Source organism: Nocardia sp. A7 (genome assembly GCF_046549215.1).
GTDB lineage: Bacteria > Actinomycetota > Actinomycetes > Mycobacteriales > Mycobacteriaceae > Nocardia.
The window spans coordinates 377,388-390,740 of the sequence record NZ_JAJPWE010000005.1 but is presented as its reverse complement, the minus strand read 5'-3'; the positions used below and the strand labels follow the sequence as shown (position 1 = coordinate 390,740).

Below are 13,353 nucleotides of genomic sequence, written 5' to 3'. Positions count from 1 at the left end.
CCGCGGGCGTGGGAGATAATGCGAAGGTGAGTACCGAGAGCATGCCGACCGACGCTCGCCCGAAGCGCCGCAACGGGCCCCGGCTGCCGCCGGATGAGCGTAGAACGCAGCTGCTCGACGCCGCGCTCCGAGTCGTCGGGGAAGCCGGGCTCGCGAATTTGACCATGCAGGCAGTGGCCAAGGAAGCCGGCGTAGCCAAGCCGGTGCTGTATGCGATGTATCCCACCGCGCCGGAGTTGATGGCGCACCTGCTGCACCGGGAACACTCACGGGGAATGGGGCAGGTTTCCGCGGCTATGCCACGTGACCTGCAAGAATCTGATCCTGATCGGGAGTATGTCGCGGCGGTGATGGCTTTTCTCGAATCCGTGGCCGCGGCGCCGACGCGCTGGCGACTGATCCTGTTGCACAGCGACGGTGCCCCGACCGACTATCGCGAACTGCTCGGTGCCGCGCGCGACAAGCTCCTCGATCAGTGTGTCGAGCTGTTGACCGCGGGTTTCGCGGTGCGCGGCGGCCCACGTGAGGCCGACGTCGAACTGATCGCGAATGTCATGCTCGGATTCACCGAGGTGCTGGGGCGGATGGTGCTGGCGGATCCGCAACGTTTTCCGCCCGAAAGATTGCGCGCCACCGTCCGGTCCATGGTCCGAATGCTGCCCAGCGAGTCCGATGCCGCCTTTGCCGGGGGTGCGGACAGCGGTTCTCGGAACGGCTGAGCCCTGCGTCGGGGAAATACCGAAAATCCGCTCACCGATACCTGGTGAGCGGATTCGTGCCGGTCTGTTACCTGAGTTCGATATCGGCGATGATCAGCATCGGCCAGGCGATCACCTGGCCGATCGTGGAGAACAACCGGTCGAGCCCGTGTAAGTCGCTCAAATGGCTGTCATGGGTGATCAACCAGATCACGCCGATCGCGACATAGGGGATGCCCCCTGCGATGGTCAGGTACATCATCTGGCGGATACTGAGCCTGCGGTCCATCAGCTTTGTCAACACTGTCACTCTCTGTTTCGTTGTCAGGCGATGTCGCCGAGGATGGGTTGCGATTCGATGAGCCCCTCATCGGAGGGGGCGAGGCCGTCCATCAATACGCGCTGACGTTGTTTCTCGCGGAGTGCGTGGTGGGCTCGCGACGGAATGTCGTATCCGTATTTCTTCTGCGCCTGGCGCGGCGTCGTCGTCACCGGATCGCGCGGCGTTATGCCGAGCAGCATCGGTGCCGCCACCGGCACTGTTGTCGGGGAGATCAGCTGCAGCAGTAGCAATTGCAGACGAGTGTTCAGGCTGACCACTGTCATTGCCGCGCTCAGCCAGGGTAGGACGAGCAGATCCAGAACGCGTCCGGTCGGTAGACCGGCCATCTCCCGCATCCATCGCGGCATCGTGGCCAGTGTTCCGCGGCGCAGAAATGCCGCGACAATCTTGAACAGCGGTCGCAGCACCAGCGGCATCGGCGGCAGCATCACCTCGGCGTCGAGGAGATGATTCATCGCCTTCTTCGCGATATCGGAGCCGATGAGCTGGGGCCGCATGCGTTCGAAGTACTGCGCGACGCCGTCGCGAGTGCGGGGAACATCTGCTGGATCGCAGGTTTGGAGTTCGGCGGCCCTGGCGCATTCGTGCCAATATCGCGATTCGTCGTCCGCGCTGAGTCGCCCCGGTCCGAATTTCTCGTAGGCGATCAGCAGGGAGTGCCATGCGGTGAGGTGAATCCACAACTGGGACTGCGGGTCGTTCGCGTCGTAGTACTTCCCGGTCACCGGGTCGATGCCGACCGCCTTGGAATGGATCTTCACCAGGATGTCGGCCGCGCTGGTCGTCGACCGGCTGTCGGCGAACATCACCATGGCGAAATAGCGCAACGTCCGGTCGTAGCGGGTGCGGGGGCGGCTATAGATCGCACCGGTGGTATCGACAGCGGCGATCAGTGCGGGGTCGAGTTCCTCGATGACGACTGCTCGCTGGAATCCGATGGTCAATCCGGTCGGGTAACTCCATACCCGCCACGCGACGGAATCGGGTCCGAAGAATCCGTAGTCCTCGGCCGGCGCCACCTCCGGTAGTGACAACCATTCGCGTAATGCTGCCATGCGGTGCTCCCCAAATTTCGCTGTCGGTCGCGAGCCCTGTTCACCAATTACTACTCGCGTGTAGAATTCAAGTAAGATACTAGCAGTTTCAGCGGGAAAGTGCCGGGGTGCTGACTTCGCTGACCAGCCAGTGGTCGGCGTCCTTGCGCAGCGACATGCTCACCGAGAGCTGTCCGGGGGCGGGCGCGCCCTTGGTACCGAGGCTGGTGATGGTCTGATTGATGACGGCCACCGCTGTCGCGGACGTCTCGTCGGCGGACTCGATGGCGCAGGTGACGTCGCCGACCGTGGAGACCACCTGCCCCTGGGTGAGTACGTCGCGCAGATCCTTACTGGTGGCGTCGAATTCGGTCTTCCAACTGCCGGTGGCGCCTGCCAGCACCGCGGCGAAATAGGTGTCGAGGTCCTTGGCGTCGTAGCGAGCCAGCGTCGGGGCGTAGGTGCAGGCCGCCTGGAGTGCGGAGTCGCGCGCTTGTTCGCGGGCGCGGATCCGGTGGTTGTCCACGGCGAGAAAAGAAGCGGCGGCGACGGCGGCGATCGTGATGACCGCGGCTGCCGGGATCACGATGCGGCGCAGATCAATTCGCTGGGGCCGCGCAGTCGGTTCGGTGGTTTCGTCGGTCGGTGGCTGGAGTTCGGCGGTCATGGGTAGGTCCTCGGTAGGTAGGAGTCAGTTGGCGGGCAGGGGGACGGAGAGCTCGTCGCCGGTGACGCCGGGCGGTGGGCCCGATCCGTTGTCGGGTCCGGCGGGGCGCGGGGCGTTCGCCGATCCGCGGACCTGCAACTCGGGATGGCTGGTGACGCAGTAGTTGTAGAGGCGGCCGCGGCCGTCGGAGACTTCGGCGGGGGAGACCGGGATGGTCTCGTACTCGCAGGTGGGACGCGGCCAGATGTCCGCCATGGTGTGAAAGGCGTTGTCGTGGGCCGGGATTCCGAGGGCGACCACACCGGCGCGCAGGGCCGGAAACAGTGCCGACATGGCGGGGGTTCGCCAGCGGGCCGCTCGGGTGATGGCGACGAAATTGGTCACCAGGCTGGTCAGGGGATCGCTGGTCTCGGTGAGCACGTCGCCGAGTGTGGTGAGCCTGCCCGGACCGGCATCGAGGAGTTCGCGCACTTCGTTGTCGGCGGCGTTCATCTGGTCGAACAGCACGCTCGACCCGCGTACCAGGGTGGCGAGGTCGGGCTGGGCGTGGGCGGTGGTGTCGGCGATGACCAGTAGATTGCGGATCAGCTCGGTGGTCTGGGGGAGCAGTCCGGTGAGGCCGGTCATCGCCTGGCTGAGACCGCTGATCACGTTGCGCAGGACATCGGGGCCGCCCAGCAGCGCGCGATCGAGTTCGTCGACGATCACGGTGAGCCGGTCCGGGTTCATCCCGGCGATAAGGGCTCCGGTGTTGTCCAGGAACGAGTCGATGGTGACCGGGGTGCTCACCTGATCGGCAGCCACCGTCGCGCCGTCGGCGAGGTAGGGCGCGTCGCCGGTGGTCGGCCGGAAGTCGAGATACTGTTCGCCCGCGGCCGAGAGCCGCCCGATCGCCACCGGCGACCCGACGGGAATGGTTGTGGCGCTGTCGATCTCGGCTTCAGCGAGGATGCCGGCACCGTCGAGCGCGATGGCGCGTACCGTACCGACCCGCACCCCGCGCACCGTGACGTTGCTGCGCGGGAGCAGGCCGCCGGAGCTGTCGAGCTGGACGCGCACCGTGTAGGTCGTGTGCAGTGGCCGCACGCCGACCACGTCGACGGCGATGTAGCCGGATCCGATGACGAGCATCCCGATCATGCCGAGCATGGCCCCGGCATTCCGGTGGCGCTGCGCCCAGCGTGCCAGCCGGACGACGACGGTAGCGGCGCGTGCGATCATCGGTGACCGCCCTGCAGCCGACCGAGCACCCGGGCCAGCACCTGGGCGAGGCTGCCGACGAACGCGGTGACGTCGGTGCCGTCGGGCAGTCTGCTGCCCTCGGTGTCGGTGAGCGCGCCGATGTCGAGATAGGAGATCCGTGCCGCGACCGCCAGACTCGACCCCCGCATCGACGTGCGCGCCACCGGGCCGAGCGTGTTGAGCCGGTCCAGGGTGGTGCCCAAGTTGTCCCCCATCCGAGTGAAGCCGGTCATCAATGCCTGCACGCTGTCGAACAGGCTGAGGAATTCGGGGCCGGTGGTCGAGGTGAAATCGCCGAGCGCGGCGGTCACCGTGGACACCTTCGTCGTGAGATCGGTGATGGCGCGGTTGTTCTCGGCGATCACGGCGATCAACTCGGGGAAGGTATCGGCTGCCTGACCGAGCTCGACTTTGCGGGCGCGCAGGGTGGCGGTGAGCCCGTCGAGTCCGTGCAGGACCGAATCGATCTGCCCGGTGCGCTGATTCAGCGCGCTGAGCGTGGCGGTGAGTTCGGTGAGCAGGTGCGACAGTTGGGGTCCGCGTCCGCCGACGATGGCGTTCAGTTCCGAGGTGATCCGGGCGACCTGGTTCATGGCACCGCCGTCGAGCAGCATCGACATCGCCATCATCAACTCCTCGACCGAGGCGCCCGCCGAGGTGTGTTCGCGGTCGATGACATCGCCGTCGCCGAGCAGCGGGGTGCCGGGGCGGTGTTCGGGCAGCACGATGGCGATGTGGATGTCGCCCAAGGGGGTCGGTTGCCGCAGTTCGGTTCTGGTGCCCCGCGGTAGTGCGATATCGCGGCGTACCTCGAGTTCCACATCGGCGAGGAAGTTCGTCGTATCGATCCTGGTGACGACCCCGACATCGGTGCCACCGATCTTGACCCTGGCCCGTTCGGGCAGATTGAGAGCGTTGTCGAACACCGCGTGCAAGCGATAGGAGGGCCCGTCGACACCGGGGCGCGGCAGCGGAACATTGTCGACGGTGACCGTGCACGAGCTGACGCTGATCGCGGCCAACGCGGTGACGGTGAGGCGAGTGGCTCTGCTCATTCCGACAGTCCCAGCAGTGCGGCGGTCAAACCGAAGTCCGGACCGAAGTCCATGAGTTTGCCTGTGCGGCACCCGTCGGCTCGCAAGGCGACCCGCGCACACAACAGCGACAGAGTTTCGTTGTCCAGCAACGATTTATCGGTGAGCAGGTGCAGCCGCAGCGCCTGCTGGTCGGTGCTGACCGCGCGGGCGAAGTTGTCGGCCATCAGCGGTGTCACATCGACGATCTCGGTCAGGCCGCGGGCGTTGTCGCGCATCTGGCCGGTGATGGTGACCAGGCGGTTCACCGCGTCGGTGAGCGGTGCGCGGTTCTCGGCCAGCACTGTGGAGGTGTTGGCGATGAAGTCGTTCACCTGGGTGAGCACCGCGGCCAAGCCCGGCGCCTGCTCGGCGAGTAGCGCGACGAGTTCGGTCAGCCGACCGCTGAAATCCCGCACGGTCTGGTCGTTTCCGGCGATCATCGTGGTGAGCTCGTTGAGTTCGACGATGGTGCGCGAGATCTGGTCGCGATTGGCCAGCGACACCTCGAACGTCGTGGAGAGCGCATCGAGGGTCTCGCGGATTCGGTCACCGTTGCCGTCGAGCATCGGGAACAGCACCCGGCTGGCCATCGGGCCGTTCGCGTTGTCGCCCTGCAACGCCGCACCGAGTTGCTCGAAATTGCGCAGGATGCGGTCGAGTTCGACCGGAGTCCTGGTGTGTGCCAACGGTATATGCGCGCCGTCGGCGAGGGTGGGCCCGTCGCCGGTGTAGGCGGGGGTCAGTTCGACGTGGCGATTGGTGATGAGCTGGGGGGAGACCAGGGCGGCCATCGCGTTCGCGGGCAGTTCGATGCCCGGCTCGATGGTCATCCGCACTTCGACGAAGGCGCCTTTGGGCTCGATCGCGTCGACCCGCCCGATCGGGACGCCGAGGACCGACACATCGTTGCCGACGAACAGGCCGGCGGCGCCTTCGAAGTCCGCTGTGAGGTGGACCGCGTCGGGACGCAGCGAAACCGGGATCGAGGAACAGCCCGTGCCGATGCCGGTGACGATCACCAGCGCGAGGCATCGGAGCAATCTGCGCATCACTTGCACCCTTCTACCGCGTCGGCCAGGCACAGCCAGTTGTCCGGGAACAGCCACGGCATGTAGATGTCGCCGTAGGGCCCCTGCGCGAACGAGTTGTTGAATTGGCGGACCGCCACCGGCATCACCTGATACAGCGCGTCGAGGTGTTCGCGGTTCTTCTCCAGACCCTGCGACATCGTGTTCAGGTTGTGGATCAGCGGGCCGAGTCTGCCGCCGTCGTCGATGCCCATGTCCTGCAAGATCTTCGAGGCAGCGGCGATGTTGTCGAGCAGCTCTCTGATCAGATCGCGGCGCGCGACGACGGCGTCGCCGATCGCCTGACCGTTGGTCAGCAGCACCAGCACACTGTTCTGGTTGTCGGCGATCAGTCCGGAGACCTGATCCATGCTGCCGAGCAGCTGGTTCACCTCGTCGCGCCGGGAGGCGATCACCTTGGCCAGCGCGCCGACGCTGTCGAGCGCGTTGGCGGTGAGCTGCGGTGAATCGCCCAGTTGCGTGCTCACCGCGTCCAGGCTCGCGCGCAGTGCGTTCGGATCGAGTCGTTCCAGATGCTCGAAGGAATTGCGATACTTCGGATCGTTCACGACTTTGGCCAGGTTGTAGGGAACGGTAGTGGCCGACAACGGGATTCGGGAACCCGATAGTTGCCCGTCGGTTCCCGGATCCAGCTCCACGTGCATCTTGCCGAGAATGGTCGACATCTTGATCGCCGCTGTCGCGTCGTGACCGACGTCGAGGTCGCGCCGCACGCTCATCGTGACCAGCACGCGATCGCGTTCGAGCCGCACGGCGGTGACCGTGCCGACTTCGATCCCGGCCACGTCGACGCTGTTGCCGGTCCGCAGACCCGCGGCCTGGGCGAATTCCGCGTGGACGGTGTCCTCGCCGAGGTGGGCGCGCGAGAGGATCCCGGACCCGAGGACACCCACGATCACGGTGACCCCCGCCGCGATGCCGAGGGCGAAGTTGCGGTTGCCGAACGCATCGCGCAGGGTCGTGCGGACCAGGGAGAGCAGGTATTCGATCATCGGCAGACCTCCGAGTGTTCGTTGCCGCCGACCTGGGAGAACAGTCCGCGGGGAAACAGCACGCCCCACAGCGAGACGTCCAGGCCGCAGACATAGGTATTGACATAGGTGCCGTTGCCGCTGATCCGGGCGAGCCCGGCCAGGATCAGCGGGAGTTCGATCGCCGATTGATCAAGGCGCGCACCGTTGGACAGCAGCAGGTCCACCGCCTCGCTCGCCTGCTGCTGTGCCTGCGCCATACCCGGTGCGACCCTGGTGATGAGGTCGGTGAGTTTCGTCGTCGACTCGGCGATCCCGGTGACCGAGCCTTTGAGCAGCTCGCCCTGTTCGTACAGGCCGCTGACCAGGGCACGGGACTGGGTGATCAGGGTCTCCAGTTCGCCGCTGCGGTTGGCCAGGCTGGTGATGACATCGCTGAGGTTGGTGATCACCGCACCGAGGATTTCGTCGCGTTCGGAGAAGGTCGTGGCCAGTGCGGCGGCCTGGGTGATCAAGGCCGACAACGACACTCCGTCACCTTGCAGCGCCTGCACCAGGGTTTCCGACAGCGAGTTCACCTCGTCGGGTTGCAGCAGGCTGAACAGCGGTTCGAAGCCCGACAGCATGGCGGAGACGTCGAACGAGGATTCCGTGCGTTCCAGGGGGATAGAGCCGCCCGCGGGTAACGGCGTACCCGCCGATTCGCCCACGGCCAGCGCGACATAGCGCTGGCCGATCAGATTCTGATAGCGGATCAGCGCTTTCGTGGTGGTACTCAGGTGCTGGCGCGACTGCACCGACAGCGTCACGTCGGCATGGCGACGGTCGACGAGGTCGATCGCGTCGACCCGGCCGACGCGCACTCCCGCGATCCGCACGTCGTCGCCGGTGCGCAGGCCGAGCACGTCGGTGAAGGTGGCGCTGTAGTGATGGGTGTCGCCCGGCACCGAGCGTTGCAGGGTCGACCAGATCGTGTAGGTCGCGATCACGGCCAGCGTGACGAAGACGGTGAGCCCGAAATAGACAGTGCGGGTGCGCATTTCAGTAACCTCCCGAGGATGGTGGTGCGAGGGTCACGGTCGCACCGGTGAGCAGGGAGCCGAGTAGCAGCTGCTGGGTGGTGTTCGGGCGCTCGCCCAGGAACGCGGCCACCGCGGCGGGACCGGTCAGCGCCACCGGTCCGGCTCGGTGCCCTGGCTGTCGCGGAGCGGAACTCGCCGGGGCGGTGATGCCGGGAATCACCAGACCGGGGAGCGAGAGTCCGGGGATGTTCGGCAGTGCGGGAAGATTCGGCAGGGCAGGCAGGGCGGGCAGGGTGGGAATCGGCGCGGGTCCGGCCGAGGACAGCCAACCGGGGATCAACTGCGCCGGATAGGACTGCGGGGCAGGGGAATCCGGGATGCTGCCGGTATCGCACCGCGGTCCGGCCTGGCTGCCGTAACGTGGGCAGTCGGCCGCGGTGTACTGGCGAAACGGTGTGAACGAGACCGTGATGTCCCACTGCATCTGCTTGCTCGGCCCCCAATTGAACACGGTGGCGAGACGACTCAGGGAATCGCCGAGTGCGGTGACGGTGTCGCTCAACGCCGACGGATCCGCCGCGAGCGCGCCGAATGTCTCGTCCAGTCCGACGACGAGCTCCTTGCCCGCGTCCGGATTGCGGGCGAACAGAGCCTGGGTGGCATCGGTGGCCGTGCCCGCCGAGGTGAGCAGGGCGATCACCTGGTTGCGGCGCACGGTGATCGTGTGCGCCGTCTGCACCGATGCGCCGAGGGCGTCAACGAGTTCGGGCGCGGACTGATTCACCGCCGCGGTGGCGGCGCCGAGATCGCCGAGCAGATCACCGATGCCGGGTATCGCGCGGACCTCGGTGATCCACTGGTCGAGGCGTTCGATCGTGGAGCCGGGCAGCCGGGCGTCACCGTCGAGTGCCTCGGCCAGGGTGGCCAGCACCCGGGCGAGTTTGGCCGGCTGGATGCGGTTCAATACGTCGCGCAAGGTGGTCAGCGTGGTCTGCAGGGCTACCGTGGCGCGGCTGGTGTCCTGCTCGACGACAGCACCCGCGCGTAACGGCGTCGCGGCCGGGCCGTTGTCGACGAGTTCGATCGAGGTGACTCCGAAGATGTTGGCCGGCACGACACGGGCCGTCACCGTGGCCGGAATAGCAACGGCGGCAGCGGGTTCGAGGTCGAGTGCCACCCGCTGGCTCAGCCCCTTCTCGGCGATCTCCACCTTCGACACCGCACCGACCAGCAGTCCGCGAAAGCGCACGTCGGCGCGAGCGGGCAGCCCGTCGCCGGTACTGGTCATCCGTGCGGTCACCGCGACGGTTTCCTCGAAATGGCCCGCGTAGCGCAGCCCGAGCAGCGCGACGACGCCCGACAGGCTCAGCGCCATTGCGGCCCCTGCCATGCCGAGTCGTCCGCGCGACCAGCCGCGTCCACTGGGATCCGGGTACACAGCAGTCCCCCTATCCGGAGATCCGGATACCGGGGTCGACGCCCCAGATCGCGAGTGTGAGAAGCAGATTGAGGAAGACGACGACGATAATCGTCATCTTGATCGCGCGCCCAGCCGCGACCCCGACGCCTTCCGGCCCGCCCGCGGCGATGTAACCGAAGTGGCATTGGATGAAGGTGGCGACCAGCACGAACGCGACCGCTTTGAGGACCGAGTAGACGATGTCGCCCGGGTCGAGGAACTGGTGGAAGTAGTGGTCATAAGTGCCGATGCCGTTGCCCCCAAGGAAGAACGCGGTGGCCTTGGTGGTGAGGTAGGCGGTGGCCATGCCGACGCTGTAGAGCGGCAGGATCGCGACCGCCGCGGCCAGCATGCGGGTGGTGATCAGGTAGGGCAGCGGGCGGATCGCCATCGACTCGAGCGCGTCGATCTCCTCGGCGATCCGCATCGAGCCGATCTGGGCGGTGAACCGGCAACCCGCCTGGGCGGCGAAGGCGATGGTGGCCAGCAGCGGGGCCAGCTCCCTGGTGGTGGCGAAACCGGAGATCGCGCCGGTGAGCGGGCTCATCGTCAGCAGATCCAAGGCGGAGTGCGATTCCATGCCCACGGTGATGCCACCGAAGCCGCACAGGATCAGGATCACGCCGACCGTGCCGCCACCGACCACCAACGCGCCGTTGCCCCAGGTGACATCGATGATCAGCCGCACGACCTCTTTGCGGTAGTGCCGAAGGACGAACGGAACGGCCAGCAACGACTCGACGAAGACGACACCCTGGTGTCCCAATCTCGCGTTGGCCTCGATGAACGGGTTGGCAGCGCGCAGTGGACGCAGCAGGGGCGGTAGGTAGTTCGCCATCTCAGAGCACCTTGGCGGGGAACAGGGTGTTGTAGATCTGGGTGAGCGCGATATTGGCCGCGAACAACACGATCGCCGAGCTGACCACCGCGGAATTCACCGCGTTCGCGACACCGCCGGGGCCACCCTTGGTGTTCAGCCCGCAATCACAGGCGATGATCGCGGTGAGCGCGCCGAACACCGCCGCCTTCACCAGCGCGACCAGCAGGTCGCTCGCGACGGCGAACGAGGCGAAGGTGCTGATGTAGGAACCGGGTGTGCCGTCCTGGATGAAGATGTTGAACAGGTAACCGGTGGCGAACCCGATGAACACCACGAAGCCACACAGCAGCACGCTCACCAGCACCGCGGCGAGCAGTCGCGGCGCGACCAACCTGCGCACCGGATCGACCCCCATCACCCGCATGGCATCGATCTCCTCGCGGATGGTGCGCGAACCTAGATCGGCGCAGATCGACGAGCCCACCGCACCCGCGATCATCAGTGAAGTGACCAGCGGCGCCCCCTGGCGGATGATGCCGAGGCCGTTGACCGCCCCGATGAAGGTGGTCGCGCCGACCTGGCTGACCAGCGAACCGATCTGGATCGACACGATCGCCGCGATCGGGATGGCGACCAGCAGCGTCGGGGTGGCTGAGACACCCGCCATGAATGAGCTCTGACGGAGGAATTCGGACAGCGGAAAGCGGCGGTGCACCAGGGCGCGGACCAGCTCTGCGGTGGCCTGCCCTGCCATCGTGACCTGGCGGCCCGCGGTCTCGACCGACTGTCGCGGATGGTCGCGCCACCACTCGAGACAGAACCTGACCACGAGCTCGAAATCGGTTGGTGCACTGGCTTTGTTGTCTATCGCTACCATATCGATCACCCCGTGTTCACTGTGGTCGCCGAGCGGACCGACCGGATCTGACCCCTGATCTACGCGGTTGTTTACGCAATATCTACGCATCCGTAGTCAGCTGTCTGGGACTGTATCAAGGGGTTGCCCCGGGCGTCGCCGATTCGACGCAAGTTGGAACTCGGATCAGCGGTGTCGCCGTGGTGTCGGCCGGTTCGCCGACGTCGCGTTATCGACACTGTTGACCGGATCACTATTGGTGGCGTACGGTGACCGCACTCACATATTGAAACGTTTCAATGACGAGGCGGAACTTGAATGCCCGACACCATCGAACGAGTCTGTTTCCTGCTGACCTTGCGTCCGGAGCGGATCGAGGACTACCTCGCCGCCCACGACACGGTCTGGCCGGACATGTTGTCCGCGCTGCGTGCGGCGGGCTGGACCAACTACTCGCTGTTCCTTCGTCCCGCGGACGGCCTGGTGGTCGGTTACCTGGAGACCCCGGACTTCGCGGCAGCACAGGCCGCGATGGCGGCCACCGAGATCAACGCACGCTGGCAGGCGAGGATGGCTGAGTACTTCCAACCGTCCTCGCCGACGGAGCCGGGCGCGCGACCGGACGAAACCCTCCACCGTCTCACCGAGTACTTCCATCTCGACTGAGCCGATCGCTCGCCCCCGCTCCGATCACCACTGCTAGATCCTGAGGAACACCATGAAGGTAGGCGCACGAACCACCACCGGGTGGAAAGCGACGATCTCCGTCGCGATGTCCAATTACATCGAGGCGGGCTCCATCATCGCCATCGCGACCAGTCTCACTTTCTGGCAGGACGCGTTCGGCATCAGCAACTTCGCCGTCGGCCTGCTGGCCGCGCTCAGCGCCAACGCGTTCGGCGCGGCGATCGGCGCCGGCATCGGCGGCCCGCTGTGCGATCGCTTCGGTCGCAAGGCGATCTACACCTACGACCTGCTCGTCTATATGGCAGGCGTGCTGCTCGCCACATTCGCCATGAACTTCGCGATGCTGCTGGCAGCGTTCGTGATCACCGGCATCGCCGTCGGCGCGGGTGTGCCCGCATCCTGGACCTACATCGCCGAGCAGGCGCCGACCGACGGCCGGGCCCGCCATGTGGGGACGGCGCAGTTGGCCTGGTCGGTCGGGCCGCTGGTCGGTTTCGCGTTGGCCGCCGCGCTGGCGCCGCTGGAACTGCTCGGCTCCCGGCTGATCTTCTTGCACCTGTTCGTGGTGGCAGCCGTGGTCTGGTGGATTCGGCAGGGTCTGGCCGAATCCCAGATCTGGCAGGACGAGGCGAAATCCGATGCGGGCGCGGCGGCGCGATCGACCACCGGTGGGCGGGGAATGCGTGGGCTGTTCTCACGCCGGATCAACATCACCGCCCTGCTCGTGCTGATCGGCATCTACGGCTTCTGGAACACGGTCGCGGGCCAGGCGGGCATCTTCATGCCGCGGGTCTACGAGAGCGCGGGTGTGGAGAGCGCCGTGCAGCAGAATCTGCTGCAGGTGCTGGTGTGGGGATGCACCGTCGCGGCCACCTACTTCGGGTTCATGGCCTACGGCGATCGGGTCTCGCAGCGGTTGCTCTATGTGATCGGCGCGGCGCTCGGCGTGCTGGCCTGGTGTGTGCTGGTGTTCTTCACCGACGCCGGGATGCCGACACTGCTGGTCTTCGCGGTGCTGTGGGGCGTCTCCAGCGGCATCGGCGCGCAGGCCTTCTACAGCCTGTGGACCAGTGAGCTGTTCGCCACCTCCTACCGGGCCAGTGCCCAGGGGTTCATGTTCTTCGTCGTGCGCTCGGCGACCGGCCTGCTCAGCTACTTCTTCCCGACCCTGCTCGCCGCCACCGGCCTCACCGTCGTCGGTCTGCTGCTGATCGGACTGCTCACGGTCGCCTTGGCGATCGGTGCGGTGTTCGCGCCGAACACCCAGGGAAAGACGTTGCGCGAGATCGAAATCGAACGCTACGGCGAACCGCTCACCGCGACCAGTGGTTCCAGGCTCGCCGTCGAGACCGGGCGTGGACTCGAGGACGCACCCCTGGGCAGGCACTGA

Annotated in this window: 14 protein-coding genes; 3 read left to right on the top strand and 11 right to left on the bottom strand. The window is 66.2% G+C overall.

Features of this window, described 5'->3' with window-relative positions; all coding sequences use genetic code 11:
* Positions 1–26 precede the first annotated feature (26 nt).
* Positions 27–719 carry a TetR/AcrR family transcriptional regulator gene (locus ACLJPD_RS27350; RefSeq protein WP_410876014.1) on the top strand — a complete coding sequence of 231 codons (693 nt, stop codon included), beginning with the start codon at positions 27–29 and terminating at the stop codon, positions 717–719.
* 67 nt (positions 720–786) lie between these two features.
* On the opposite strand, the gene ACLJPD_RS27345 is transcribed toward ACLJPD_RS27350, so the two are convergent.
* From ACLJPD_RS27345 to ACLJPD_RS27295, 11 genes are all read right to left on the bottom strand, one after another.
* The gene (locus ACLJPD_RS27345) at positions 787–1,008 is read right to left on the bottom strand and encodes a hypothetical protein (RefSeq protein ID WP_410876012.1); all 222 of its coding nucleotides are present in this window, start codon (positions 1,006–1,008) and stop codon (positions 787–789) included.
* 14 nt (positions 1,009–1,022) lie between these two features.
* Entirely contained in the window at positions 1,023–2,096 is a 1,074-nt protein-coding gene (locus tag ACLJPD_RS27340; protein WP_410876010.1) for an oxygenase MpaB family protein, read from the bottom strand.
* Between the two features lie 88 nt (positions 2,097–2,184).
* The gene (locus ACLJPD_RS27335) at positions 2,185–2,742 is read right to left on the bottom strand and encodes a hypothetical protein (protein ID WP_410876008.1); all 558 of its coding nucleotides are present in this window, start codon (positions 2,740–2,742) and stop codon (positions 2,185–2,187) included.
* A gap of 24 nt (positions 2,743–2,766) precedes the next feature.
* Positions 2,767–3,963, bottom strand: a complete 1,197-nt coding sequence (locus ACLJPD_RS27330; protein ID WP_410876006.1) for an MCE family protein — start codon at positions 3,961–3,963, stop codon at positions 2,767–2,769.
* A complete protein-coding gene (locus ACLJPD_RS27325; RefSeq protein WP_410876004.1) occupies positions 3,960–5,039 on the bottom strand; it encodes an MCE family protein in 1,080 nt (359 codons plus the stop codon). The genes ACLJPD_RS27330 and ACLJPD_RS27325 overlap by 4 nt, the downstream gene beginning before the upstream one ends.
* Positions 5,036–6,109 carry an MCE family protein gene (locus tag ACLJPD_RS27320; protein WP_410876002.1) on the bottom strand — a complete coding sequence of 358 codons (1,074 nt, stop codon included), beginning with the start codon at positions 6,107–6,109 and terminating at the stop codon, positions 5,036–5,038. The genes ACLJPD_RS27325 and ACLJPD_RS27320 overlap by 4 nt, the downstream gene beginning before the upstream one ends.
* On the bottom strand, positions 6,109–7,140 hold the full coding sequence (locus tag ACLJPD_RS27315; protein WP_410876000.1) for an MCE family protein: 1,032 nt from the start codon (positions 7,138–7,140) through the stop codon (positions 6,109–6,111). Before ACLJPD_RS27315 ends, ACLJPD_RS27320 begins: the two co-directional genes overlap by 1 nt.
* Complete coding sequence (locus ACLJPD_RS27310; protein WP_410875999.1) at positions 7,137–8,159, bottom strand: MlaD family protein; 1,023 nt, start codon at positions 8,157–8,159, stop codon at positions 7,137–7,139. Before ACLJPD_RS27310 ends, ACLJPD_RS27315 begins: the two co-directional genes overlap by 4 nt.
* A 1-nt stretch (position 8,160) precedes the next feature.
* Positions 8,161–9,531, bottom strand: coding sequence for an MlaD family protein (locus tag ACLJPD_RS27305; protein ID WP_410875997.1), 1,371 nt, complete (start codon positions 9,529–9,531; stop codon positions 8,161–8,163).
* 58 nt (positions 9,532–9,589) lie between these two features.
* Entirely contained in the window at positions 9,590–10,438 is an 849-nt protein-coding gene (locus tag ACLJPD_RS27300) for an ABC transporter permease (protein WP_410875995.1), read from the bottom strand.
* 1 nt (position 10,439) lies between these two features.
* Complete coding sequence (locus ACLJPD_RS27295; protein ID WP_410876326.1) at positions 10,440–11,297, bottom strand: MlaE family ABC transporter permease; 858 nt, start codon at positions 11,295–11,297, stop codon at positions 10,440–10,442.
* A 297-nt stretch (positions 11,298–11,594) separates the two neighbouring features.
* On the opposite strand from ACLJPD_RS27295, the gene ACLJPD_RS27290 reads away from it, so the two are divergent.
* Together ACLJPD_RS27290 and ACLJPD_RS27285 are read left to right on the top strand one after the other, a co-directional pair.
* Positions 11,595–11,942, top strand: coding sequence for an L-rhamnose mutarotase (locus ACLJPD_RS27290; protein WP_410875994.1), 348 nt, complete (start codon positions 11,595–11,597; stop codon positions 11,940–11,942).
* Positions 11,943–11,994: 52 nt separating this feature from the next.
* On the top strand, positions 11,995–13,353 hold the full coding sequence (locus tag ACLJPD_RS27285; protein ID WP_410875993.1) for an MFS transporter: 1,359 nt from the start codon (positions 11,995–11,997) through the stop codon (positions 13,351–13,353).

Excerpts from the sequence above, each read along its gene's own strand:
- ACLJPD_RS27335 (WP_410876008.1), bottom strand. The coding sequence starts at position 2,742 with ATGACCGCCGAACTCCAGCCACCGACCGACGAAACCACCGAACCGACT.
- ACLJPD_RS27320 (WP_410876002.1), bottom strand. The coding sequence starts at position 6,109 with ATGCGCAGATTGCTCCGATGCCTCGCGCTGGTGATCGTCACCGGCATC.
- ACLJPD_RS27305 (WP_410875997.1), bottom strand. The coding sequence starts at position 9,531 with ATGGCAGGGGCCGCAATGGCGCTGAGCCTGTCGGGCGTCGTCGCGCTG.
- ACLJPD_RS27325 (WP_410876004.1), bottom strand. The coding sequence starts at position 5,039 with ATGAGCAGAGCCACTCGCCTCACCGTCACCGCGTTGGCCGCGATCAGC.
- ACLJPD_RS27340 (WP_410876010.1), bottom strand. The coding sequence starts at position 2,096 with ATGGCAGCATTACGCGAATGGTTGTCACTACCGGAGGTGGCGCCGGCC.
- ACLJPD_RS27300 (WP_410875995.1), bottom strand. The coding sequence starts at position 10,438 with ATGGCGAACTACCTACCGCCCCTGCTGCGTCCACTGCGCGCTGCCAAC.
- ACLJPD_RS27290 (WP_410875994.1), top strand. The coding sequence starts at position 11,595 with ATGCCCGACACCATCGAACGAGTCTGTTTCCTGCTGACCTTGCGTCCG.
- ACLJPD_RS27310 (WP_410875999.1), bottom strand. The coding sequence starts at position 8,159 with ATGCGCACCCGCACTGTCTATTTCGGGCTCACCGTCTTCGTCACGCTG.
- ACLJPD_RS27315 (WP_410876000.1), bottom strand. The coding sequence starts at position 7,140 with ATGATCGAATACCTGCTCTCCCTGGTCCGCACGACCCTGCGCGATGCG.
- ACLJPD_RS27285 (WP_410875993.1), top strand. The coding sequence starts at position 11,995 with ATGAAGGTAGGCGCACGAACCACCACCGGGTGGAAAGCGACGATCTCC.
- ACLJPD_RS27330 (WP_410876006.1), bottom strand. The coding sequence starts at position 3,963 with ATGATCGCACGCGCCGCTACCGTCGTCGTCCGGCTGGCACGCTGGGCG.
- ACLJPD_RS27295 (WP_410876326.1), bottom strand. The coding sequence starts at position 11,297 with ATGGTAGCGATAGACAACAAAGCCAGTGCACCAACCGATTTCGAGCTC.